Origin of the sequence: Neptuniibacter sp. QD34_54 (assembly GCF_047778055.1) — a bacterium.
Classification (GTDB): domain Bacteria; phylum Pseudomonadota; class Gammaproteobacteria; order Pseudomonadales; family Balneatricaceae; genus Neptuniibacter.
In genome coordinates, this window is record NZ_CP180546.1 from 705,094 (window position 1) to 726,096 (window position 21,003).

Below are 21,003 nucleotides of genomic sequence, written 5' to 3' on the forward strand. Positions count from 1 at the left end.
ATTTCTGAGGAGAGATACAATGGCTCGTTTTTTCCGCCGTCGTAAGTTCTGCCGTTTTACGGCTGAAGGTGTTCAAGAGATCGATTACAAAGATCTGGACACGCTAAAAGGTTACATCACCGAAACTGGCAAAATCGTACCTAGCCGTATTACAGGTACTAAAGCGCGTTACCAGCGTCAGCTGGCTACTGCTATCAAGCGTGCTCGTTTCGTAGCGCTACTACCTTACACTGATAGCCATCAGTAATTAGGTAGGAGAGTCGCTATGCGTGCCTTGGCCGAATTGGTCATGAAAGGCCGTAAACAAGCGGCTTTTGTGGCGGTTATCGCCGCCTTGCTGCCATTACTTTATTGGGTAAGTGCAGCTGCCGTCGCTTTGGTTACTTTACGTAAAGGCCGAAGTGAAGGCACCGGACTACTGATTTGGGCATTGTTGCCTGCAGGAGTCTGGGCATACAGTGTGTCCGACCCGACACCACTGGCTGTAATTGTAGGAACATATATCCTTGCAATTACTTTGAGAGAGACGGTTTCTTGGGCAAAAGTGCTTATGATTGCACTCCCTGTAGGAGCTATAGCGAGCGTAGGTATGGATATTATGCTTAGCAGCTATCTCGATGAGGTAATTAAGCAGTTAGATAAGTTTTTAGTGCAGTCAGCTAGTCAAGCCAACCAAGAGGTTAAGCTTGATCCTGAGCAGCTAAGGCAGCTCATGTTGGGCGGTTTAACATCAGTGCATACGGTAATGATGCTTGTCAGTGTAATGCTGGCACGCTCTTGGCAAGCTGGGTTATACAACCCGAGCGGTTTTCAGCGAGAGTTTCATGTATTGAGACTGCCTCAGCTGTATACAGGAGTGTTAATAGCGGCATCGTTCGTTTGCTACCAGTTAGATCTGGAGTCGTTACGCTGGTTACCACTGTTGCTGTTACCTTGGATCATTGCGGGTATCGCATTGGTGCATGGCAGTTTGGCTAAACGTGATTTAGGAAGGTCTTGGTTGGTTGCCTTTTATGTTGCAGCCTTCTTTATGGGACCGTATGTGATTACGCTGCTGGTATTTGCGGCTGCTATTGATAGTTTTGTTGATATCAGATCGCGAATTTCAGTTAAGAATTAGGACTGCAATTCTTTGCAGAACAAAAGAGGTTTACGAGATGGAAGTTATTCTGCTCGAGAAAATTGGTAAGCTAGGTAACCTCGGTGACAAAGTTTCCGTAAAAAGCGGTTTCGGTCGTAACTACCTAGTACCGCAGGGCAAAGCTGTTCCTGCAACTGAAGCTAACGTTGCTAAATTTGAAGAGCGTCGTGCTGAGCTAGAAGCTGCAGCTGCAGAAAAACTAGCTGCTGCTACTGCACGTGCTGAAGCACTGAACGAGAAAGAAGTTACTATCACTGCTAAGTGTGGTGACGAAGGTAAACTGTTCGGTTCTATCGGTACTCGTGACATCGCTGACGCTGTAACTGCTGCTGGTGCAGACGTTGATAAGAGTGAAGTTCGTCTACCTGAAGGTGCTCTACGCGCTATCGGTGAATTCGACATCGCTATTCAACTACACCCAGAAGTTACTGCTACAGTTAAGCTAGCTGTTGTAGGCGAGTAATCGTCTTTAGCTAAGCCGTACTGTACTGTACTATAAAGCACTGCGTGGATTTTCCATGCGGTGCTTTTTTGTTTTTAGGCTGTTGTGAATGATGGAAAAAAGTGAACTAACGGATGAAGATCTAGCAAGGATTAAAGTGCCTCCCCATTCGATGGAAGCTGAGCAATCGGTTTTGGGTGGCTTGATGCTTGATAACAATGCTTGGGATACCGTATCTGAGGTGGTCCTAGATGATAACTTCTATCGTCAGGAGCATCGCAAAATCTATCGTACGATGCGTAAGCTCGTTAATGATGGCAATCCGATTGATGTTGTTACTTTATCTGAAGAATTGGATCGTACCGGTGATCTAGAAGGTGCGGGCGGGCTAGATTATTTGATCGAGCTTGCTAAGAACACACCAAGTGCGTCTAACATCCGTGCTTATTCCGAAATTGTGCGCGACCGTTCGCTTTTGCGTCAAATGATCTCGGCAGCCAATGAAATTGCAGATGATGCATTTAACCCGGATGGCAAAACCTCCGAAGAGATACTGAACTCTGCGGAGCAAAAGATCTTCCAAATTGCGGAAGATCGCCCTAATCAAGGCGGCCCTGAGGGTGTAAATGAACTGCTGAAAAAAGCAGTAGATCGAATTGATACCCTCTTTAACAGTGATGGGGATATGACCGGTGTAACTACCGGGTTTGATGATCTTGATGCCAAAACGGCGGGTCTGCAGCCTTCTGACCTAATTATTGTTGCTGCGCGTCCATCGATGGGTAAAACCACGTTTGCCATGAACTTGGTGGAAAATGCCTTAATGGCGAGTAATAAGCCTGTTTTGGTATTTAGTTTGGAGATGCCTGCGGAACAGTTGATGACGCGTATGTTGTCTTCGTTGGGTCGTATCGATCAGACGCGAGTGCGGACTGGTTCGTTGGAAGAAGAGGATTGGCCAAAACTGACAACGGCCGTCAATATGATGCGTGATAAGCCGTTGTTTATCGATGATCAGGCAGGTATCAGCCCTAACGAATTGCGTACCCGTGCTCGTCGAATCGTGCGTGAGCATGGTCCATTATCACTGATCATGATTGACTATCTGCAGTTAATGCAGATGAAAACCCCGGGTATTGAGAGTCGTACCCAGGAGATCTCCGAAATATCTCGTTCTTTGAAGGCGATAGCGAAAGAGCTTGAATGCCCTGTTGTCGCCTTGTCTCAGCTTAACCGTACGCTTGAGCAGCGCCCTAATAAGCGTCCTGTAAACTCAGATTTGCGTGAATCTGGTGCGATTGAGCAGGATGCCGACGTGATTATGTTTATCTACCGTGATGAAGTTTATAACGAGGATTCAGAACACAAAGGTGTAGCTGAAATCATCATAGGTAAGCAGCGTAATGGTCCAATCGGTACGAGTCGTTTGGCCTTCATTGGTAAGTACACCAAGTTTGAAAACCTTGCACCTGATGTCTATGCGCAATATGCGGGTATGGATGATTAAATTGTATTTTATTAGGTGTAGGAGTATTGAGCGAATCTTTAGTTTAAGACTGCTTTGTTCTTAAGTTGTCTAGAATGAACTCAAGGAGGCGAGTTGTCATGGACAGTGTGGTCAAAAACATACAGAATTAGAGTGTTTTCATAACCTTATGTAGGGTTGTTTGTAAGCTGTGAAAACAAATTTCTATCCATTCTTGGTGATGGGATTAACCGGAAAAAGACACGTATGAAATTGTTTGCGGTATTGTTATTACCTTTATTGGGCAGCCTTGTGCCATTGTATGCTGCTCGTTTTAGTCGAACCGTCTGTACTATTTTAACTGCGATTGCACCTGCGGTTGCTTTAGGAATAGTTCTATCAATCAGTCCACAGTTACTTCAAGGCGAGGTGTTTGCTCACGCTGTTGATTGGGTACCTGCGGCTGGTTTGGAACTATCTGTCAGACTCGATGGTTTAAGCTTCCTTTTCTTATTGTTGATATTGGGCATCGGTCTTTTGATCATTTTGTATGCTCGGTATTACTTATCCCAGAAAGACTCTATAGGTAAATTCTTTGCCTATTTGATGCTGTTCATGACCGCTATGGTGGGGATCGTTGCTTCGGGCAATTTGATTCAAATGTGGTTCTTCTGGGAATTAACTAGTATTAGTTCCTTCCTGCTTATTAGCTTCTGGTCAGATAAAACAGAAGCGCGTAAAGGCGCGCGTATGGCGCTTACTGTAACGGGTGCGGGTGGTTTAGCACTGTTAGCAGGCGTGATCTTAATTGGCCAAGTAGTTGGCAGTTATGATCTTCAAGCAGTGCTCGATAGTGGTGACTTAATTCGAGAATCTGCTCAGTATCCATTCATCTTGGTGTTAGTGCTTTTGGGGGCTTTTACAAAATCTGCTCAGTTCCCATTCCACTTCTGGCTGCCAAATGCGATGGCAGCTCCGACGCCAGTGAGCGCATACCTTCACTCAGCAACGATGGTAAAAGCGGGCATCTTCCTGATGGCACGTTTCTACCCAGTGCTATCAGGAACAGATATGTGGTTCTTGATTGTGAGCATCACAGGTCTATGTACGCTGTTAGTCGGTGCCTATATCGCGCTCTTTAAGCACGATTTAAAAGGTCTTCTTGCCTACTCGACAATCAGTCATCTTGGCTTGATTACACTGTTGTTAGGTATGGATACACGGATGGCTGCAGTCGCTGCAATCTTCCATATCATTAACCATGCTACCTTTAAAGCATCGCTCTTTATGGCGGCGGGTATCATCGATCACGAGGCTGGCTCACGTGATATGCGTCAGCTAAATGGCCTGTGGAAATATATGCCGTATACCGCAACCTTAGCGATTATCGCTGCGGCTTCTATGGCGGGTGTACCGTTGCTAAATGGTTTCCTATCTAAAGAGATGTTCTTCACGGAAGCATTGGATCAAGCAACCTTAGGTTCCCTCTCTTGGGTGATACCTGTGTTGGCGACAGTAGGTGCGGCTTTCTCTGTGGCGTATTCATTGCGTTTTATCCACGATGTTTTCTTCAATGGTGAACCGGTCAATTTGCCGAAAACACCGCATGAGCCGCCTCGCTATATGAAGGTGCCAGTAGAAATCTTGGTTGCTATTTGTATTGTTGTGGGATTGGTTCCAGGCATTGTTGTTATTGATCTGCTGAACGCAGCTTCAATCGCTACCTTACAAGGCCCAATGCCAGAATTTAGCTTAGCAATTTGGCACGGTTTTAACGTACCGTTGCTGATGAGTGTACTAGCCATGCTCGGTGGCTTTATCATCTACTACAACCGTAAAAAGCTCTTCCAATTCCAAGGCCAATTCCCTGAGCCGGATTCTAAATTGGTATTTGAAGGCTGGGTGCAAAGACTAGTTAACTCAACTCGCGCAGTTAATGAGTGGATTGAAAACGGTTCGTTGCAACGTTATTTATCCATTTTCTTGTTTATGATCTTTGCTGTTTCAGTCATGCCGCTGGTTTATTTACAAGAAACGGCAGGTAATAGATCACAAATACCGCTTGATTATGCATCGGGTACAGCAGGATTACTGTTGATCCTTGCTGCTATTGCCACCATGGTTTGGCATAGGAAACGTTTGACATCTCTACTTATGCTTTCTGTCGTAGGTCTGATCGTGTCAGTTGCCTTTACTCGCTTCTCTGCGCCAGACTTGGCTTTGACTCAGTTGGCTGTAGAGGTAGTAACCGTAATTCTGCTGATGCTTGCATTGTTCTTCTTGCCTAAGAATACGCCGAAAGAATCTTCTCCTCGACGCCTAGTTCGTGACCTAAGTATCTCGGCTTTGATTGGTGGCATCATTGGTACGGTTAACTACGCGATGATGACGCGTCCGCTTGAATCAATCTCTGATTTCTTTGTTGCGAACAGTAAAACGGGCGGTGGCGGTACCAACGTGGTCAACGTGATTCTGGTGGACTTCCGTGGTTTTGATACCTTTGGTGAAATTACGGTGCTGGGTATTGCCGCGTTGGGTATCTATAAACTGATTGTTCGTATGCGTCTTTACATGCCTTCTGGTGATGAACATGGACGTCACTGGAGCACTGATTCCCATCCAATGGTACTGTCGACGATTTCTCAGATGTTACTGCCTTTGGCGTTACTGGTCTCAGTTTACATCTTCTTGCGCGGCCATAATGAACCGGGCGGTGGTTTCATTGCAGGTCTTATCACGGCCGTGGCAATAATCCAGCAATACATTGCTAATGGTGTTGAATGGATGAAAGAGAATATCCGTCTGAAATATCAAGCGTTGATAGGTTCTGGTCTGTTGATCGCATTTATGACGGGGATCGGTAGTTTTATCTTCGACCGTCCATTCCTAACTTCATGGTTTGATTACTTCAAATGGCCTTGGGTCGGTAAATTCGAGCTGGCGAGTGCCATGTTGTTCGACCTTGGTGTTTACCTCACGGTCGTTGGTGCAACCATGATGATTTTGGCGAACCTAGGTAAATTGACAACTTCAGAACGAGTAGACGCTCGTGAGTTGGAGAATCTGTAATGGAATTAATGTATGCGCTCTGCGTGGGTGTGTTAACGACCTGCGGTATTTTTCTGACTCTTCGAGGTCGAACCTTCCCTGTAGTGATGGGACTGACAATGCTGTCCTATGCTGTAAACCTCTTCCTATTCTCCAGCGGTAGACTGGTTGTTAATGGGGCTGCTATTTTAGGTTCGTCTGAACAATATGCAGATCCTCTGCCTCAAGCATTGGTGTTGACTGCCATCGTGATTGGCTTCGCGATGACGGCGTACGCGGTTATCTTAGCTATGAGGGCTCGTGCAGATTTGGGTAATGACCATGTTGATGGGCGTGAAAAAGCTTTGGATATTGAGAAGAAGGATAAGTCGAAATGATGCAGCATCTTCCGGTTTTACCTATTTTGCTGCCAATGCTAACGGCAGTACTTATGATGCTGCCGCCTTTTTCTACGACGCTAAACCGTCAGAGGTTCATCACTTTTGTTGGTGCAGCAGTTACTTTAATTGTCGCAATTCAGTTACTGATTACGGCGGGTAACGGTGAAATTACCATTTATCAGTTAGGTAACTGGCAAGCGCCATTCGGTATTGTTCTTGTCGCTGATCGCTTATCTAGTTTGATGATCTTGCTAACCATGGTTCTGGCCTTTGGTGCTTTGCTCTATGGTGCCGCAGGGGATGATCGAACAGGTATGTTCTTCTATCCGCTGTTTATGTTCCAGTTGATGGGGATAAACGGCGCATTCCTTACAGGGGATATCTTTAACCTGTTCGTATTCTTCGAGGTGCTATTGCTTGCTTCTTATGCGTTGGTTGTTCACGGCGGTGGTAAGCAGAAAACGTTGGCGAGCGTACATTATGTAACGCTAAATCTAGTGGGTTCAGCACTATTCCTTTTCGCTCTAGGGATTATGTATGGGGTGCTAGGTACCCTGAATATTGCCGATATGGCAGTGAAAATTCGTACCTTGTCTGGCGAAGATAAATTGCTCGCGCAAATCGGCGGGATGATGCTTTTACTTGTCTTTGGTTTAAAATCTGCGATGTTCCCGCTGCACTTCTGGCTGTCGAGAACCTATTCAAGTGTTAGTGCTCCTGTAGCTGCATTATTCGCGATTATGACCAAGGTAGGGATATACAGTATTTTGCGTATCTTTACTGTAGGTTTTGGTGACTATGCCGGAGAGTTAGCTAATCTTGCTGGTCCTTGGCTATGGCCGATCGCGGTACTTACGCTCGTTATGGGGGCTATAGGCGCTTTAGCAAGTCAGACATTGCGTATGTTGGTTTCTAATCTAGTGATTGTTTCTGTCGGTACACTACTGTGTGCTTTGGCTATCAATACACCTGAATCTGCATCCGCGGCACTTTATTATCTGATCCATTCAACGCTTATTACTGGCGCGATGTTCCTCCTTGCTGACGCAATTGCCGAACAGAGGGGTAAAGTTTCAGATCGTTTTGCTCGATCTCGTAGAATGTGTCAGTCACTTCCGCTTGGAATTGCGTTTGCGTTAGCCGCTATTTCAATGATCGGTTTGCCGCCTTTCTCAGGTTTCTTGGGTAAAGTGATGATACTGCAAACGGCTGTGGAGCCTGCGGAGATGGCGTGGGCGTGGTCTGCTATTTTGCTCGCTAGTTTGATGGGCGTTGTAGCCATGTCCCGAGGCGGTTCTACTTTGTTTTGGCGAGTCAGTGGTGATGCAAACCACTGTGAAAAATTACCAAAAGTGAAGTTTGTTGCTGTTTTCTTCCTGCTAGTTATGTCTCCACTGTTAGTTATTTTTGGTGGCCCCGTAACTGAATTTACACAGGAAACCGCGAACCAAATTTATCAGCAAGCAGAAAATCCTTATATGCTGCTGCCAGCGTCAAATGAGAATGGAGGTTAAGGTATGCGTATGATCTTTCCAATGCCTTGGCAAAGCTTAATTTTATTTGTCGTTTGGCTGTTGCTGAATGAATCGATAGCACCGGGTCATCTGGTATTAGCTTCTATCTTAGCGATTGGGATTCCTTTGTTGTTAAGAGGAACTCAACTTCACCGGTTAAATATTAACAAGCCGGTTCAAGTGGTCTTATATGCTCTGAAAGTGTTAGGAGATATTGTCTCAGCCAACTTTGAAGTAGCTGTTCAGGTACTTGGTCCTACCAAGCGTTTGAAGCCAGGTTTTTTAGCGATTCCTTTGGATATAGAAGGCGACTTTCCTATCACTGTATTGGCCAGTACGATCTCTTTAACGCCAGGAACAGTGAGTGCTGAAGTATCCATAGATCAAAAATGGTTATATGTGCATGCACTTAACCTTGTAGATGAGGCTGGAACTATAAAAGAGATTAAAGAGCGCTACGAGCAGCCATTGAAGGAGATTTTTGGATGTTAATGTTCTGTCTTATTGCTGCTACAGCCATGGTTGTGATTGCGATGACGCTCAACCTTGTAACCTTGTTTAATGGTCCGGATCAGCCAGATCGCATTTTGGCGTTGGATACTATGTATATTAATAGTATTGCTTTGATCCTTTTGTTTGGCTTGATTATGGGCACATCGCTCTATTTTGAAGCTGCTCTTTTGATTGCAATGTTAGGTTTCGTAAGTACAGCGGCATTGTGTAAATATCTGTTACGTGGCGACATCATTGAGTAGGAATTAAGCATGGGTTTTTATATTGAGCTAATTGGCTCGGCATTGCTGCTAATGGGTGGAGCTTTTGTTCTTTTAGGCTCGATCGGTTTAATGAAAATGCCTGATTTTTATATGCGTTTGCATACACCGACGAAAGCTACAACCTTAGGCATGGGGGCTATTCTGATTGCTTCGATGTTGATCACTTCGTACCGTAATGGTGGCGTGAGTGCTCACGAACTTTTGATTACGATCTTCCTTTTCATTACAGCGCCTGTAAGTGCAATGATGTTGGCTAAAACAGCATTACACCTGCAGGTAAAAATCAATAAAGGCAGCGTAAATGAAGAGTTAGCTGAACCCGCAAAACATCGAGAACCGCCGGGGCAAAGCGAAAAGTCTGAAGGTTAAATTGAATCTGAAAAAGGGGGCATTAAGTGCCCCTTTTTTTGTGTTTAGAAAATTGATTTAAGCATCTCTAATGACTTTGTTTATAAAGGCTTCTGGCACAGCAGTAACGCTACGTTTATCGTAATCGAAAAAAACGACGCCAGTCTTTGCATGAGCCACTTCAACAGCGGTTTTCTTGTTGGTTATCAGATAGAAAAAGTCGAAGCCATACTTATTAATATCAGCTAAGGCGATATCGATCTGAAGTTGGTCGCCATGAAACCCTTCTGCTTTGTATACGATGGCTGAGTCAGTCATGATAAGACCGAGCCCTTCAATATCTAACTCTCCATAATGATAATGGCTGAGGAAGCGAATGCGCGCTTCATGCACGATAGAGAGCATGGCATCGTTACTTAGATGGCCACCGTAATTAATATCACTGATTCGCACAGGTAATTCTGTGGAAAAAATATAGTTGTCAGGCATGTCTAGCTTAATGCGGGCCATATCTAATCCTTAAGTTTTGTAAACTGAGACAGCATCTACCATTCCAGAGGTGAGCTTTTCTAATTCATCGTTTGTCATAATGTAAGGTGGCATCACGTACACTAGTTTGCCGAAGGGTCTTATCCACAAGTCACGCTCTATAAATAACTTTTGAATCTCGGCAGTATTAACAGCTTCTTTCATCTCGATAACGCCAATAGCACCTAAGCTGCGTACCTCATGTACATGATCTAATTCCGCTGCTGGTGCTAAACCTGCTTTTAATCCGGCTTCGATCCGAGTGACATTTGTCTGCCAATCGTTTTTAACCAATAGCTCCAAGCTTTTATTGGCAATAGCACATGCTAGAGGATTGCCCATAAATGTTGGGCCGTGCATAAAGCAGCCAGCACCACCTGCGGAGATGGTTTCGCCGATATGCTTTGTCGTAAGTGTGGCGGCTAATGACATGTATCCGCCGGTAATCGCCTTACCTAGACAAAGAATGTCAGGCTCGATGCCTGCATGTTCGCAAGCGAACAACTTACCGCTTCGACCAAAACCGGTCGCAATTTCGTCGGCTATGAGTAATACATCAAATTCAGTGCACAGTGCGCGTGCTTCTTTCAAATACTGCGGTGAGTAAAAGCGCATGCCGCCTGCACCTTGAACAACAGGTTCTAAGATCAATGCTGCTATTTCTGAATGATGTTGCTCTAGTAAATGGCGTAAAGGAGCGATATCGCTTTCGTCTAGGCTCTGATCAAATTTTGTTTGAGGAGCTGGCGCAAAGAAATGCTGTGGTAGTACACCAGTAAAAATTTCATGCATCCCCGTAACTGGATCACATACAGCCATCGCACCAAAGGTATCACCGTGATAGCCATTTTTAATGGTAAGTAGCTTATGTTTTTCTGGCTTACCGCGGGCGTGTTGATATTGAATGGCCATTTTAAGAGCGACTTCAACGGCAACAGAGCCTGAGTCTGCGATAAACACTTTATCGAGATTGGCAGGAGTCATCTCTACCAGCTTTTGGCAGAGATTGATTGCAGGTTCATGAGTAAGGCCGCCAAACATGACATGCGCCATTTTATCGATCTGTTCATGTGCTGCTTGGTTTAATTCTGGATTGTTATAGCCGTGAATAACTGACCACCACGATGCCATACCATCGATAAGTTCTTTGCCGTTACTTAGCTTTAATTTAACGCCACTAGCCGATTCGACAGGGTAAACCGCTGGAGGGTTGATCATGGATGAGTAGGGGTGCCAAATATGTTGCTGGTCAAAAGAAACCTGCTCAGAAGTGATCATGCTTAGGTGTGCCCTTAATCGAAATTTTTTAATTAGGAGTATTAGAGCCTGCTTAAAATTTTTGATCAAGACAAGTTCTAATTTTATCTCTGAGTGCTTGTTATGTAAGAAAGCTCTAAAATATAAATCTTTTGTAACATGTTAATAAATAAGCGAAAAAACTAATAAAAAATGCGTGATTATGAAAAAAAATTCACTTAATTTAGAACTTGGTGAAACTTTATTCACAAGCTGTAGTCACAAACGCAAGAGCTCGTGACAGGCTCTGAATTTTACAAATAACGCAAGATAATAATTTTTTCAATTTTGGGGTGAATTAAGAATGGCTAATAAAAATACATCTGTAAAACCTATGGTTGCCGCTGTTGGTGCAGCATTTATGACTGGTATGGTTGCGGCGCCTGTTGCGACAGCTGCAGAAAACCCATTTGCTACAACGGACCTATCTTCTGGTTACAGCCAGCAAGTTGCTATGAACGAAGGCAAATGTGGTGAAGGCAAGTGCGGTGGTAAAAAAGCTGAGAAGTCTGAAGGCAAGTGTGGTGAAGGCAAATGCGGCGGTAAAAAAGCTGAGAAGTCTGAAGGCAAATGCGGTGAAGGTAAGTGCGGTGGTGATAAAGCTGCTAAGTCTGAAGGCAAGTGCGGTGAAGGTAAATGTGGCGGTGACAAAGCTGCAAAATCTGAAGGCAAATGTGGTGAAGGCAAGTGCGGTGGTGACAAAGCTGCTAAGTCTGAAGGCAAGTGTGGCGAAGGTAAATGTGGCGGTTCTAAATAATCCCAATAACGCTTTGTAATACTTAATAGAGACCCTGAGCCTTCAGGGTCTTTTGACTTAAAGGCTAGGTGTTTCATGAATAAAGACCGCTATCCTGTTACAGGGGCAGGCTTCGGCTTTCGCCGTTGTATGTCAGAGACATTAAAAGAGATTGATCCAAGTGGGTTTGATTTTCTAGAGATCGCGCCGGAAAACTGGATGGGGCTTGGTGGGCGTTTCGGTAAAGCGTTTAAACAATATACTGAAAAACACCCTTTTATGGCTCATGGTCTATCTCTATCTATCGGTAGCCCTTCCCCTTTAGATATGGATTTTTTGACTCGCCTTAAAGCCTTTCTTAAAGAACACAATATTCGCGGGTACTCTGAGCATCTGAGCTACTGTTCTGATGATGGTCATCTTTATGATTTGATGCCGATTCCTTTTACTGCGGAAGCGGTGAAATACGTAGCAGAGCGGATTCGTCAGGTTCAAGATGTGCTTGAGCAAAGAATTGCGATGGAAAACGTCTCGTACTATGCAGCGCCTGGTGCTGAGATGACAGAGCAAGAGTTCTTGTTGGCTGTATTGGAAGAAGCGGACTGCGATCTGTTACTCGATGTTAATAACATCTATGTAAACAGTATCAACCATGGCTATGATGCTGAGGCGTTCTTGAGGGCAATGCCTGCAGAACGGATTATGTATCTTCATATCGCAGGTCATTACAACGAGGCTGAAGACCTTATCGTTGATACGCATGGAGCGCCTGTTGTTGATCCAGTTTGGTCTTTGTTGGAATCCACATATGACCAATTTGGTTTAGTGCCGACGTTATTAGAGCGTGACTTTAATATTCCGCCGCTGCCTGAGCTATTAGCGGAGGTGGATCAGGTTCGTTCCTATCAAAATAAATGGAAGATGCGCCATGCACAAACCGTTGCCTGAAATGCCTAAGTTCCAGCAGCTACAATACGAGTTTGCTGCACATATTCGGAATCCCGATGAGAATGATGGTCCTGATGGTATCGAAGACCGTCGCATGGGTATTTACCGAGACCTCTTCTTCAATAATGTTGAAGGTTTTTTGTCTGGTAATTTCCCGGTTTTAAAACAGATCAGTTCGAAAGAGTATTGGACTAAGTTGGCGCGCGGTTTTTTTGATAAACATCGTTGTCAGACGCCTTATTTCCTTGAAATTGGTCAGGAGTTTATTGCTTACGTTCAAAATGAACGAGAACCGCAAGAAAATGATCCTGCGTTTTTATTAGAGCTGATTCATTATGAATGGGTTGAACTCGCATTAGATGCGTCAGAGATAGAGCTACCTTTGCAAAATGTTGATGTTAATGGCGATCTGTTAACGCAACATCCCGTGCAATCGCCTTTGGCTTGGCTTCTCTCTTATCAGTATCCGGTACATTGTGTGCGTCCAGATTATCAGCCGACAGAACCATCAGACACACCAACTTTCTTGATTGCTTACCGTAATCGCGAAGATGAAGTGCAGTTTATGGAAGTTAATTCAGTGACTGGACGGTTGTTGTACCTCTTATCTGAAGATGAATCGCTCCCGGGGGAGCAGGCGTTACAGCAGATCGCGAGTGAGATGCAGCACCCTGATCCATCCCAAGTGGTTTCAGGTGGTTTAAGTACACTGGAACATCTGCGTTCTAAGGGCATAGTGTTAGGAACAAGAGTTTAGTTACCACTCATTGGATAACGGGTGAAGTTATGTCGAATCCTATGGTTAGTTTTGTTAGTCGTTTACAAGATATCTTAGATAATACGAAGTGTGCAGATGGTCTAGCGCCTTTGTTGTTGAGATTGTATCTCGCGCCTGTGTTTTTACAGGCGGGCTGGAATAAATATATTGGTTTCGAAAACACCGTTGAGTGGTTTGGAAACAAAGAGTGGGGTCTAGGCTTGCCTTTTCCTGAACTTTTGGCTGCGATGGCAACCGGTACTGAATTAATTGGCGGTGTGTTGCTACTGATTGGTTTTGCTGTGCGCTGGATTAGTATTCCTTTGATGGTCACTATGCTAGTGGCTGCATTTGCGGTGCATTGGGAAAACGGTTGGTTAGCTATCTCTGATGGTGGTAGTTGGTTGGCTAATGACAGAGTCATGGAGGCTCAAGAGCGTTTGGCTGCGGCTAAGAGTTTGCTACAGGAGCATGGACACTACGATTGGCTAACGGGGCGTGGATCTGTTGTTATTTTAAATAATGGGATAGAGTTTGCTATCACCTATTTCGTGATGTTGTTCAGTTTGTTCTTTACTGGTGCTGGACGATTCGTGAGTGTGGATTATTGGATTCGCCGCTGCTGTAAACAAGATTAGAGTTTAGATATAAAAAAGGCCTCGATTTAGAGGCCTTTTTTATTGGGGATAAATATCGATTAACGAGGTTGTGTTGGGTTAACGATTAGAGATACAAAAGCGTCGTTATACCAATGAGATGCACTAATGAGATCGGTAAAAGATTCAGACTCAAAAACGCGCTCTAAATAACATTCAAACAGTGCGCTGGATTCTTCGATCATTTGTTCAGCTTGTGCAAAAGTAAAGTTCATATACACCTCAATCGTTAACCTGACTCCTTCAGACTTCCATCCCAAATAAAAACCCGAGCATTTTAATCGGGTTTTATACTTTAGTCAAAGTTTTGTTTAATTATTGATCAGGTATTTGGTTATAAGCTTTTGTTAGTTTGGTTATCGGATGAAGGCGTTTGCGACCCTACGGAATCTTTTATTTCATCTAGCATATCGTTTAGCAAAGGCGCGCATTCATTGCCCGCGTCTAAAGCATTGTCGATAACTTGGCCGACTGTGGGAGATTCCTTTTGATTCAGCGCTTGTTGATCATCCATACATTGCATGTAGTTCTTCAGATAGATAGAACTCGTCTTTCCCGTACTTTCCAGTTGCTCGATACTCTCGGGCAGTGTGAGTAACCAATCAGGAATTTTTTCTAAATGTTCATTTGCTTGTGTACATGCCGATAAAGTGACTAGTGCAGTGCAGATCAATGCGCGTAAATACAGCATATAAGCCTCCAAAAGCTATAGGCGTATATTAAATAGTTTAGCCTGAAGAAGAGCTGAATCAGTCTCGCTATCGTTGAGGCGGATGCTATTCGACCGTGATTGAATCAACCGTTATTTCTTGATCTGTGATTCTAAAGCGAACGTTAAGATCGTGTAACTTTATTCCGTAACTTTTTTCGGCATCATTCTTTTTATAAGCCGGACGCGGATCACATTGCAGAAGTTCGCTGAGTTGCTGTTTTAACGGTTGTTGTAACCGGATTTCACTGGCTGAAATTTCTTGTTGGGCTTGTTCCGAGAATACAACCGGTTGAGCTAGAAGGGTGATTTCATCTGCCATTGGGTATTCAGCATCAGAGATAATGTCTGAGTAAGGCAGGTATGGCTTTATATCGATCACAGGGGTGCCGTCTAATAGGTCTGCACCACTAATCACTAGTTCAATACCGTTAGATGTTTTTTCGATGCTAACTAAACGTACAGGAGACAACCCGATAGGATTGGGGCGAAAAGGAGAGCGTGTAGCGAATACCCCAAGTCTTTTATTGCCGCCTAAGCGAGGAGGACGGACTGTAGGTTTCCAGCCTTTATCAATGCACTCGCTAAATAGGAAAACGAGCCAGATATGGCTGCAGTTTTCCAAGCCCCTAACAATCTCATCACTTGAAAACTCTTCTAAGATCTCAACACGAGCTGTTACGCTTTTCGCTAAATTGGGCTGCCTAGGGATGCCAAATTTTTCTTTATAAGGGCTTCGAATGACGGCGATTGGAGCTATGGAGTAAGTACTTGGCATAAGTGATGTCGCAAATTAGTTGTCACTAGTCTTGAACTCAGGTTTGTACTCTTTATTTTCCTTTAATGCCACTACTCTTATTTTTTATTCTTTCGTTCAAATGCTATCTATCTGTTCGAGCTAAAGCCAATCCATAGACTTGCTCGGCGCCGGCATTGAGTAACGCGAGGCTCGCTGCTTCGAAAGTCGCCCCTGTAGTCATTACATCATCAATTAACAATATTCGCTTATGTGTGATCGGCTTGCATTTGAAAGCGCCTTTTTGATTTTTAAGACGTTCTTTACGGGATAGAGAGTGTTGTGGTGGCGTGCTTTTTATTTTAATGAGTGAGTTACGGTCTGAGGGAATACCACTGTATTGGCTGATCCGGTCGCAGAGGAGTGTAGCTTGATTATAGCCACGTTTTATAAAGCTAACTCTATGCATGGGGATAGGCATCAAGCAATCGACAGGTTGCTGGGTGGTTAAATGGTCAGTCATCAGTCGGGCTATATGGCTTATAAACTGAGTATTACGATTGAATTTAATGCCGCTAATGAGTTGGTTAATAGGAAATTGATAGTGGAAAAGTGCCTGGGCTTGCTTAAAGGCCGGTTGCTTCTTTTGGCATTGACCGCAAATTAAGTTGTCTTGATCGCTAGGGAGGGGAAGGGCACAGACTTTGCAGCAGTGCTCTAACCAAGGCAGGTCTTGCAAGCAGCTAGAGCAGATATTGCTTTTAGAGGGTGTATCAAGCTTGAGCTGGCATAAAATACATAGATTAAAAAGTAGGCTGTAGTCCACTGTCTGTTTTTTCATTGGTTGACAGTTCCTTCTGTCAGGATAAAATTGTCGCTTTATTTTGGTACGTTTTATCGTGGTGCAAGGCTTCCTGCCTGTATCGCTATTTTCTCGGGAGAAGAAGCAAGATGCAACAACTAGGTGCAATTCGTCATGACTGGACAGAAGCAGAGGTAAAAGCTCTGTTTGAACTGCCTTTTAATGATCTGATGTTTAAAGCGCAAACAGTGCATCGCGAAAACTTCGACCCGAATGAAGTTCAGGTTAGTACGCTGCTTTCTATTAAAACAGGTGCGTGTCCAGAAGATTGTAAGTACTGCCCGCAGAGTGGTCATTACAATACTGGTCTGGAAAAAGAGCGCTTGATGCAAGTTGAAAAAGTATTGGAGAAAGCTCGTAAAGCCAAAGAGACAGGTTCAACCCGTTTCTGTATGGGCGCGGCTTGGAAGCACCCAGCAGATAAAGATATGCCTTATGTAATCGAAATGGTTCAAAAGGTCAAAGAGATGGGGTTAGAGACCTGCATGACTTTGGGCATGTTGGATGAAGGCAAAGCTCAACAGCTTGCGGATGCGGGTTTGGATTATTACAACCATAACTTGGATACTTCTCCTGAGTTTTACGACAAAATTATCACGACCCGTACTTACCAGGATCGTTTAGACACGCTACAGAATGTTCGTGATTCCGGTATGAAGATTTGTAGTGGTGGTATTTTAGGCATGGGCGAAACGGCCAAGGATCGCTACGGTTTATTGATGCAACTAGCGAATATGCCAGTGCAACCTGAAAGTGTACCAATCAACATGCTGGTTAAAGTATCGGGTACTCCGCTAGAAAATGTTGAAGATTTAGATCATATCGATTTTATTCGTATGATTGCTGTGGCGCGTATCATGATGCCTAAATCCCATGTTCGTTTATCCGCTGGTCGTGAAAAAATGAGCGATGAAATGCAGGCGATGACATTCTTTGCTGGCGCCAACTCTATTTTCTATGGAGAGTGTCTACTAACGACACCAAATCCAGAAACACATCGCGATGTTCAATTATTTAAGAAGTTGGGTATCAATATGGAGCAACGTATCTCTGATACGGATGAAACCCAAGAAGCTGCATTAATGAATGACCTGCAGAAACAGCAGGACAGCACTCACTTCTACGAAGCTTAATGGCTTACAGGAGGTAGTGAAGACTACCTCCTACTCTATACCCCTTAGAGATTTACTATGTCTTTTGACTCCTTGTCTGAAGAACTGCAGCAGCGAAAGCAGCAGTCTCTTTATCGTCAACGCCGTACTTTAGAAACACCACAGCAACCAATGGTGAGCGTGGATGGGCGCGAGTATCTTGCCTTCTGCTCAAATGATTATTTGGGATTGGCTAATCACCCTGACGTTATCCACAGCTTTCAAAAAGCAGCAGATAAATTTGGTGTTGGTGGCGGTGCTTCGCACTTAGTGAATGGGCATAGCCAAGCTCACCATGAGCTTGAAGAGGCGCTTGCCGAATTTACAGGCAGACCCAGAGCGCTGCTTTTCTCAACCGGGTATATGGCGAATATTGGTGCCGTAAATGCTTTATTGGATAAGCAAGATGCGGTATTTCAGGATCGCTTAAATCATGCCTCTTTATTGGATGCTGGTTTGCTGTGCGGCGCGCGTTTTCAACGTTACTTGCATAACGACTCCGAGAGCCTAAATACACGTCTGAGCAGATCAGAGGCACGACGTAAGTTAGTGGTTACTGATGGTGTATTTAGCATGGACGGCGATGTGGCTGATCTGCCTTCACTCGCTTCAGTGTGTCGTGATCATAATGCTTGGTTAATGGTTGATGATGCGCATGGCTTTGGTTGTTTAGGTAGGCAAGGTGGTGGCTGTGCGGAATATTTTGCTATGGGGTCGAATTCACCGGAAGTGCTGGTGGGTACCTTAGGTAAAGGTTTTGGTACTGCGGGTGCATTTGTAGCCGGTTCTGAAGAGCTCATCGAGACCTTAATTCAACACGCTAGAACCTATATCTACACTACAAGCATGCCGCCAGCAGTGGCTGCTGCTACCTTAACGAGTTTGCGTATATTGCGTGAAGAAAACTGGCGTAGAGAAAAGCTCGAAGCGTTGATCCAACAATTCAGAAAAGGTTGTGATGATTTAGGTTTGGATCTAATGGACTCTCCAACGCCGATACAGCCAATTGTAATTGGCGAATCAGATAAAGCGATCCAGATTAGTCAGGGGCTTGAGCGAGAAGGCATATTCATCAGTGCGATTCGTCCGCCAACCGTTCCGCAAGGCAGCGCACGATTAAGAGTGACCTTAAGTGCCGCGCATACAGAAGCGCAAGTTGAGCGCTTATTAGGCACTTTAGAAAAAGTTATTAAAGAGCAGGCGTAGATGAGCCAAGTAAAGCTTTATAAAGAGTACCGCGAGAACCCAGGCAAGCCTGAACTAGTTCTATTACATGGCTGGGGGATGACAGGGCAGGTATGGGGCCCATTTGCTGATCAATTGGCAGAGTATTTTAGCCTGACGATTATCGATCTACCGGGTTTGGGGCGATCTCAGGAGTTTCCTACCCCTTATACGCTTGATGCGGTATTGGATCTGCTAGTGGAGCAGGTGCCTGAATCGGCAATCTGGCTAGGTTGGTCCATGGGTGGGCAGATCGCCGTTGCTTTTGCAGATCGTTTCCCTGTGCGTGTGGAGAAGTTGATTACTATTGCTTCTAACCCTTGCTTTGTTCAGCGCGATGATTGGCCATCGGCTATGGATGAAGCAACGCACCAAGCTTTCGAAGTATCGCTTGCTCAGAATCAGAAAAAGACCTTAACCCGTTTTGTTATGCTGCAAACACAAGGAGCGGAAGCGGGTCGAGATATTCTGAAGACACTTAAAGTGATCCTATCGGATGTGGAGCACACGGCAGCTGAAGAGAGCTTAGCTTTATTGCGCTTAGATCAGCGTCCAGAGTTAAAGAATCTAGCTGTACCGGTGTTACACCTATTTGGTGAAGTCGATCACCTTGTTCCAAATTCAGCAGCAGAAGCTAGTCAGAGTATAAGTGGTGGTGAAGTGGTGACTTATGCCGGTGCGGGCCACTTACCTTTCCTTTCCCATCAAGCTGACGTGGTCGCTGATATTCTTGGTTTTGTTCAAGGGGATCAATCATAGTGGATCTGTTGATTGATAAGCGCCGTGTAGCGGATTCATTTAGCAAAGCTGCTCAGACCTACGACAGTGTTGCTGACTTGCAAAGAGAGGTTGGACAGGAGCTATTGGCTTATCTCCCTAAGCAATCTGTATCCACCATGATGGATTTAGGTTGTGGTACGGGCTACTTTACCCCTAAGCTCAAGCATGCCTACCCAGATTCAACTTTACTCAATCTAGATCTTGCCTTGGGGATGTTGCAGTTCTCCCGCGCGCAGCGCTGTGAAGATCAAACTCATTGGATCTGTGCTGATGCTGAGGCTTTGCCGATTGCTGATCAGCAGTTAGATCTGATCTTTTCAAGTTTAGCGATACAGTGGTGTGAAGATGTAGAGGATTTGTTCTCAGAGATAAACCGTGTGTTAAAGCCGGGTGGACGCTTTGTCGTTGCTACGCTGGGGCCCGATACACTTAAAGAGCTTCGTCAGGCTTGGTCGCATGCGGATAGCTTTACCCATGTGAATCAGTTTATGCCAGTGGAGCAGTTAAAGGCTGCTCTGCCGGAATCGCTTTGCTGTCAAACGTTAGAGCAACAGAATAAGGTTTTACGTTATTCGCAGTTAAAGCAGCTAACAGATGAGCTTAAAAGGCTTGGGGCGCACAATATGAACGCAGGTCAGCAACAAGGTCTGACTGGGCGAGAGCGGGTGCGCCGTTTTAAAGAAGGTTATGAGCAGCAACGTTTGAATGATGGGGCTTTGCCGGCGACCTATCAGGTTATATATGCTGTATTTGAAAAAGAAGTTTAGGAGTTAGGTTGTGGGTAAGCGAAGTTTCTTTGTTGCAGGTACAGATACCGATGCTGGAAAAACCGTGGTTTCTACGGGGCTGATTGAGGCCGCTAATCAGCATGATCTAAGAACGATCGGTTTGAAGCCCATTGCCGCAGGTTGTGAAGAAACAGAGGACGGCTTGCGTAATTCTGATGCGCTTGCTCTGCAAGAGGCAGCATCCGTTGCTATGTCGTATGAGCAAGTAAACCCTTTTGCATTTAAACCTCCTATTGCACCGCATATTGCTGCAATGAAAGAAAATCGTGTATTAAGCGCTGATCGTATTGCTGCGATGTGCAAAGGCGCTTTAATGCAGCCTGCTGATTTTGTGATTATTGAAGGCGCGGGTGGTTGGCGAGTGCCACTAAGTTTTCGTGAAACTATGGCTAATATTCCTAAGCTTTTAAATGTGCCAGTGATCATGGTAGTGGGTATGAAGCTTGGTTGTATTAATCATGCTTTGTTGACTGCCGAAAGCATCTCCCGCGATGGTCTGCAGCTAGCTGGATGGATTGCTAACCGTGTTGATCCAGAGATGGATTGTTACGGAGAAAATGTTGAAACTATCGCAAATATGCTGCGCGCACCTCTACTTGGCGAAGTGCCATATCTAGATGAACCTTCTGCAAAAAATGTTGCCCAATATATTGATCTCGATTTATTGTTGAATAATTAACATGATCAAAAAATGAACATCTCCTCTCGATGTTCTATA

25 protein-coding genes are annotated in these 21,003 nt (G+C 44.6%); 19 read left to right on the forward strand and 6 right to left on the reverse strand.

Features of this window, described 5'->3' with window-relative positions; all coding sequences use genetic code 11:
• Positions 1–19: 19 nt before the first annotated feature.
• From rpsR to ACMXYP_RS03020, 10 genes are all read left to right on the forward strand, one after another.
• Complete coding sequence (gene rpsR, locus ACMXYP_RS02975; protein WP_007020960.1) at positions 20–247, forward strand: 30S ribosomal protein S18; 228 nt, start codon at positions 20–22, stop codon at positions 245–247.
• Between the two features lie 18 nt (positions 248–265).
• Complete coding sequence (locus ACMXYP_RS02980; RefSeq protein WP_415883524.1) at positions 266–1,120, forward strand: hypothetical protein; 855 nt, start codon at positions 266–268, stop codon at positions 1,118–1,120.
• Positions 1,121–1,157: 37 nt separating this feature from the next.
• Positions 1,158–1,604, forward strand: a complete 447-nt coding sequence (rplI, locus tag ACMXYP_RS02985; protein ID WP_415883525.1) for a 50S ribosomal protein L9 — start codon at positions 1,158–1,160, stop codon at positions 1,602–1,604.
• 91 nt (positions 1,605–1,695) lie between these two features.
• A complete protein-coding gene (gene dnaB, locus ACMXYP_RS02990) occupies positions 1,696–3,090 on the forward strand; it encodes a replicative DNA helicase (RefSeq protein WP_415884635.1) in 1,395 nt (464 codons plus the stop codon).
• Between the two features lie 225 nt (positions 3,091–3,315).
• Positions 3,316–6,117: a monovalent cation/H+ antiporter subunit A gene (locus ACMXYP_RS02995; protein WP_415883526.1), complete on the forward strand. Its 2,802-nt coding sequence runs from the start codon at positions 3,316–3,318 to the stop codon at positions 6,115–6,117.
• On the forward strand, positions 6,117–6,473 hold the full coding sequence (locus ACMXYP_RS03000) for a Na+/H+ antiporter subunit C (protein WP_415883527.1): 357 nt from the start codon (positions 6,117–6,119) through the stop codon (positions 6,471–6,473). Before ACMXYP_RS02995 ends, ACMXYP_RS03000 begins: the two co-directional genes overlap by 1 nt.
• On the forward strand, positions 6,473–7,990 hold the full coding sequence (locus ACMXYP_RS03005) for a monovalent cation/H+ antiporter subunit D (protein WP_415884636.1): 1,518 nt from the start codon (positions 6,473–6,475) through the stop codon (positions 7,988–7,990). Before ACMXYP_RS03000 ends, ACMXYP_RS03005 begins: the two co-directional genes overlap by 1 nt.
• Before the next feature lie 3 nt (positions 7,991–7,993).
• Positions 7,994–8,482, forward strand: a complete 489-nt coding sequence (locus ACMXYP_RS03010) for a Na+/H+ antiporter subunit E (protein ID WP_415883528.1) — start codon at positions 7,994–7,996, stop codon at positions 8,480–8,482.
• Entirely contained in the window at positions 8,476–8,745 is a 270-nt protein-coding gene (locus ACMXYP_RS03015) for a K+/H+ antiporter subunit F (protein ID WP_415883529.1), read from the forward strand. The genes ACMXYP_RS03010 and ACMXYP_RS03015 overlap by 7 nt, the downstream gene beginning before the upstream one ends.
• A gap of 9 nt (positions 8,746–8,754) precedes the next feature.
• Positions 8,755–9,135, forward strand: a complete 381-nt coding sequence (locus ACMXYP_RS03020) for a Na+/H+ antiporter subunit G (RefSeq protein WP_415883530.1) — start codon at positions 8,755–8,757, stop codon at positions 9,133–9,135.
• A 57-nt stretch (positions 9,136–9,192) separates the two neighbouring features.
• On the opposite strand, the gene ACMXYP_RS03025 is transcribed toward ACMXYP_RS03020, so the two are convergent.
• On the reverse strand, positions 9,193–9,624 hold the full coding sequence (locus tag ACMXYP_RS03025; RefSeq protein ID WP_415883531.1) for an acyl-CoA thioesterase: 432 nt from the start codon (positions 9,622–9,624) through the stop codon (positions 9,193–9,195).
• A gap of 9 nt (positions 9,625–9,633) precedes the next feature.
• A complete protein-coding gene (gene bioA / locus ACMXYP_RS03030) occupies positions 9,634–10,920 on the reverse strand; it encodes an adenosylmethionine--8-amino-7-oxononanoate transaminase (RefSeq protein ID WP_415883532.1) in 1,287 nt (428 codons plus the stop codon).
• A 322-nt stretch (positions 10,921–11,242) separates the two neighbouring features.
• On the opposite strand from bioA, the gene ACMXYP_RS03035 reads away from it, so the two are divergent.
• The 4 genes from ACMXYP_RS03035 to ACMXYP_RS03050 all read left to right on the forward strand — a co-directional run bounded on the left by ACMXYP_RS03035 (position 11,243) and on the right by ACMXYP_RS03050 (position 14,017).
• Complete coding sequence (locus tag ACMXYP_RS03035; RefSeq protein ID WP_415883533.1) at positions 11,243–11,695, forward strand: hypothetical protein; 453 nt, start codon at positions 11,243–11,245, stop codon at positions 11,693–11,695.
• A 75-nt stretch (positions 11,696–11,770) separates the two neighbouring features.
• Entirely contained in the window at positions 11,771–12,622 is an 852-nt protein-coding gene (locus ACMXYP_RS03040) for a DUF692 domain-containing protein (RefSeq protein ID WP_415883534.1), read from the forward strand.
• A complete protein-coding gene (locus ACMXYP_RS03045) occupies positions 12,603–13,379 on the forward strand; it encodes a DUF2063 domain-containing protein (RefSeq protein ID WP_415883535.1) in 777 nt (258 codons plus the stop codon). The genes ACMXYP_RS03040 and ACMXYP_RS03045 overlap by 20 nt, the downstream gene beginning before the upstream one ends.
• 41 nt (positions 13,380–13,420) lie before the next feature.
• Positions 13,421–14,017: a DoxX family protein gene (locus tag ACMXYP_RS03050; RefSeq protein ID WP_415884637.1), complete on the forward strand. Its 597-nt coding sequence runs from the start codon at positions 13,421–13,423 to the stop codon at positions 14,015–14,017.
• A gap of 59 nt (positions 14,018–14,076) precedes the next feature.
• Here ACMXYP_RS03050 and ACMXYP_RS03055 read toward each other — a convergent pair whose 3' ends face one another.
• From ACMXYP_RS03055 to ACMXYP_RS03070, 4 genes are all read right to left on the reverse strand, one after another.
• On the reverse strand, positions 14,077–14,250 hold the full coding sequence (locus ACMXYP_RS03055; protein ID WP_415883536.1) for a hypothetical protein: 174 nt from the start codon (positions 14,248–14,250) through the stop codon (positions 14,077–14,079).
• Between the two features lie 119 nt (positions 14,251–14,369).
• On the reverse strand, positions 14,370–14,726 hold the full coding sequence (locus tag ACMXYP_RS03060) for a hypothetical protein (protein WP_415883537.1): 357 nt from the start codon (positions 14,724–14,726) through the stop codon (positions 14,370–14,372).
• Between the two features lie 85 nt (positions 14,727–14,811).
• A complete protein-coding gene (gene tsaA / locus ACMXYP_RS03065; RefSeq protein ID WP_415883538.1) occupies positions 14,812–15,522 on the reverse strand; it encodes a tRNA (N6-threonylcarbamoyladenosine(37)-N6)-methyltransferase TrmO in 711 nt (236 codons plus the stop codon).
• Between the two features lie 103 nt (positions 15,523–15,625).
• On the reverse strand, positions 15,626–16,321 hold the full coding sequence (locus ACMXYP_RS03070) for a ComF family protein (RefSeq protein ID WP_415883539.1): 696 nt from the start codon (positions 16,319–16,321) through the stop codon (positions 15,626–15,628).
• A 110-nt stretch (positions 16,322–16,431) separates the two neighbouring features.
• Between ACMXYP_RS03070 and bioB the strand changes: the two genes are divergently transcribed.
• The 5 genes from bioB to bioD are packed head-to-tail and all read left to right on the forward strand — an operon-like array spanning position 16,432 to position 20,964.
• Positions 16,432–17,475, forward strand: a complete 1,044-nt coding sequence (gene bioB / locus ACMXYP_RS03075) for a biotin synthase BioB (protein WP_415883540.1) — start codon at positions 16,432–16,434, stop codon at positions 17,473–17,475.
• A 57-nt stretch (positions 17,476–17,532) separates the two neighbouring features.
• On the forward strand, positions 17,533–18,699 hold the full coding sequence (bioF, locus tag ACMXYP_RS03080; protein ID WP_415883541.1) for an 8-amino-7-oxononanoate synthase: 1,167 nt from the start codon (positions 17,533–17,535) through the stop codon (positions 18,697–18,699).
• Positions 18,700–19,476 (forward strand): alpha/beta fold hydrolase, encoded by a 777-nt coding sequence (locus ACMXYP_RS03085; RefSeq protein WP_415883542.1) that lies wholly within the window; start codon positions 18,700–18,702, stop codon positions 19,474–19,476. It abuts the gene before it with no gap.
• Positions 19,476–20,264, forward strand: a complete 789-nt coding sequence (bioC, locus tag ACMXYP_RS03090; RefSeq protein ID WP_415883543.1) for a malonyl-ACP O-methyltransferase BioC — start codon at positions 19,476–19,478, stop codon at positions 20,262–20,264. The genes ACMXYP_RS03085 and bioC overlap by 1 nt, the downstream gene beginning before the upstream one ends.
• A gap of 10 nt (positions 20,265–20,274) precedes the next feature.
• On the forward strand, positions 20,275–20,964 hold the full coding sequence (bioD, locus tag ACMXYP_RS03095) for a dethiobiotin synthase (RefSeq protein WP_415883544.1): 690 nt from the start codon (positions 20,275–20,277) through the stop codon (positions 20,962–20,964).
• Positions 20,965–21,003: the final 39 nt, after the last annotated feature.

Excerpts from the sequence above, each read along its gene's own strand:
- ACMXYP_RS03005 (WP_415884636.1), top strand. The coding sequence starts at position 6,473 with ATGCAGCATCTTCCGGTTTTACCTATTTTGCTGCCAATGCTAACGGCA.
- ACMXYP_RS03050 (WP_415884637.1), top strand. The coding sequence starts at position 13,421 with ATGGTTAGTTTTGTTAGTCGTTTACAAGATATCTTAGATAATACGAAG.
- ACMXYP_RS03020 (WP_415883530.1), top strand. The coding sequence starts at position 8,755 with ATGGGTTTTTATATTGAGCTAATTGGCTCGGCATTGCTGCTAATGGGT.
- bioA (WP_415883532.1), bottom strand. The coding sequence starts at position 10,920 with ATGATCACTTCTGAGCAGGTTTCTTTTGACCAGCAACATATTTGGCAC.
- ACMXYP_RS03010 (WP_415883528.1), top strand. The coding sequence starts at position 7,994 with ATGCGTATGATCTTTCCAATGCCTTGGCAAAGCTTAATTTTATTTGTC.
- ACMXYP_RS03000 (WP_415883527.1), top strand. The coding sequence starts at position 6,117 with ATGGAATTAATGTATGCGCTCTGCGTGGGTGTGTTAACGACCTGCGGT.
- ACMXYP_RS02995 (WP_415883526.1), top strand. The coding sequence starts at position 3,316 with ATGAAATTGTTTGCGGTATTGTTATTACCTTTATTGGGCAGCCTTGTG.
- ACMXYP_RS03015 (WP_415883529.1), top strand. The coding sequence starts at position 8,476 with ATGTTAATGTTCTGTCTTATTGCTGCTACAGCCATGGTTGTGATTGCG.
- ACMXYP_RS03035 (WP_415883533.1), top strand. The coding sequence starts at position 11,243 with ATGGCTAATAAAAATACATCTGTAAAACCTATGGTTGCCGCTGTTGGT.
- ACMXYP_RS03085 (WP_415883542.1), top strand. The coding sequence starts at position 18,700 with ATGAGCCAAGTAAAGCTTTATAAAGAGTACCGCGAGAACCCAGGCAAG.
- ACMXYP_RS03025 (WP_415883531.1), bottom strand. The coding sequence starts at position 9,624 with ATGGCCCGCATTAAGCTAGACATGCCTGACAACTATATTTTTTCCACA.
- ACMXYP_RS03040 (WP_415883534.1), top strand. The coding sequence starts at position 11,771 with ATGAATAAAGACCGCTATCCTGTTACAGGGGCAGGCTTCGGCTTTCGC.
- ACMXYP_RS03045 (WP_415883535.1), top strand. The coding sequence starts at position 12,603 with ATGCACAAACCGTTGCCTGAAATGCCTAAGTTCCAGCAGCTACAATAC.
- rpsR (WP_007020960.1), top strand. The coding sequence starts at position 20 with ATGGCTCGTTTTTTCCGCCGTCGTAAGTTCTGCCGTTTTACGGCTGAA.
- rplI (WP_415883525.1), top strand. The coding sequence starts at position 1,158 with ATGGAAGTTATTCTGCTCGAGAAAATTGGTAAGCTAGGTAACCTCGGT.
- bioF (WP_415883541.1), top strand. The coding sequence starts at position 17,533 with ATGTCTTTTGACTCCTTGTCTGAAGAACTGCAGCAGCGAAAGCAGCAG.
- ACMXYP_RS02980 (WP_415883524.1), top strand. The coding sequence starts at position 266 with ATGCGTGCCTTGGCCGAATTGGTCATGAAAGGCCGTAAACAAGCGGCT.
- ACMXYP_RS03070 (WP_415883539.1), bottom strand. The coding sequence starts at position 16,321 with ATGAAAAAACAGACAGTGGACTACAGCCTACTTTTTAATCTATGTATT.
- bioB (WP_415883540.1), top strand. The coding sequence starts at position 16,432 with ATGCAACAACTAGGTGCAATTCGTCATGACTGGACAGAAGCAGAGGTA.
- ACMXYP_RS03060 (WP_415883537.1), bottom strand. The coding sequence starts at position 14,726 with ATGCTGTATTTACGCGCATTGATCTGCACTGCACTAGTCACTTTATCG.
- tsaA (WP_415883538.1), bottom strand. The coding sequence starts at position 15,522 with ATGCCAAGTACTTACTCCATAGCTCCAATCGCCGTCATTCGAAGCCCT.
- dnaB (WP_415884635.1), top strand. The coding sequence starts at position 1,696 with ATGGAAAAAAGTGAACTAACGGATGAAGATCTAGCAAGGATTAAAGTG.
- ACMXYP_RS03055 (WP_415883536.1), bottom strand. The coding sequence starts at position 14,250 with ATGAACTTTACTTTTGCACAAGCTGAACAAATGATCGAAGAATCCAGC.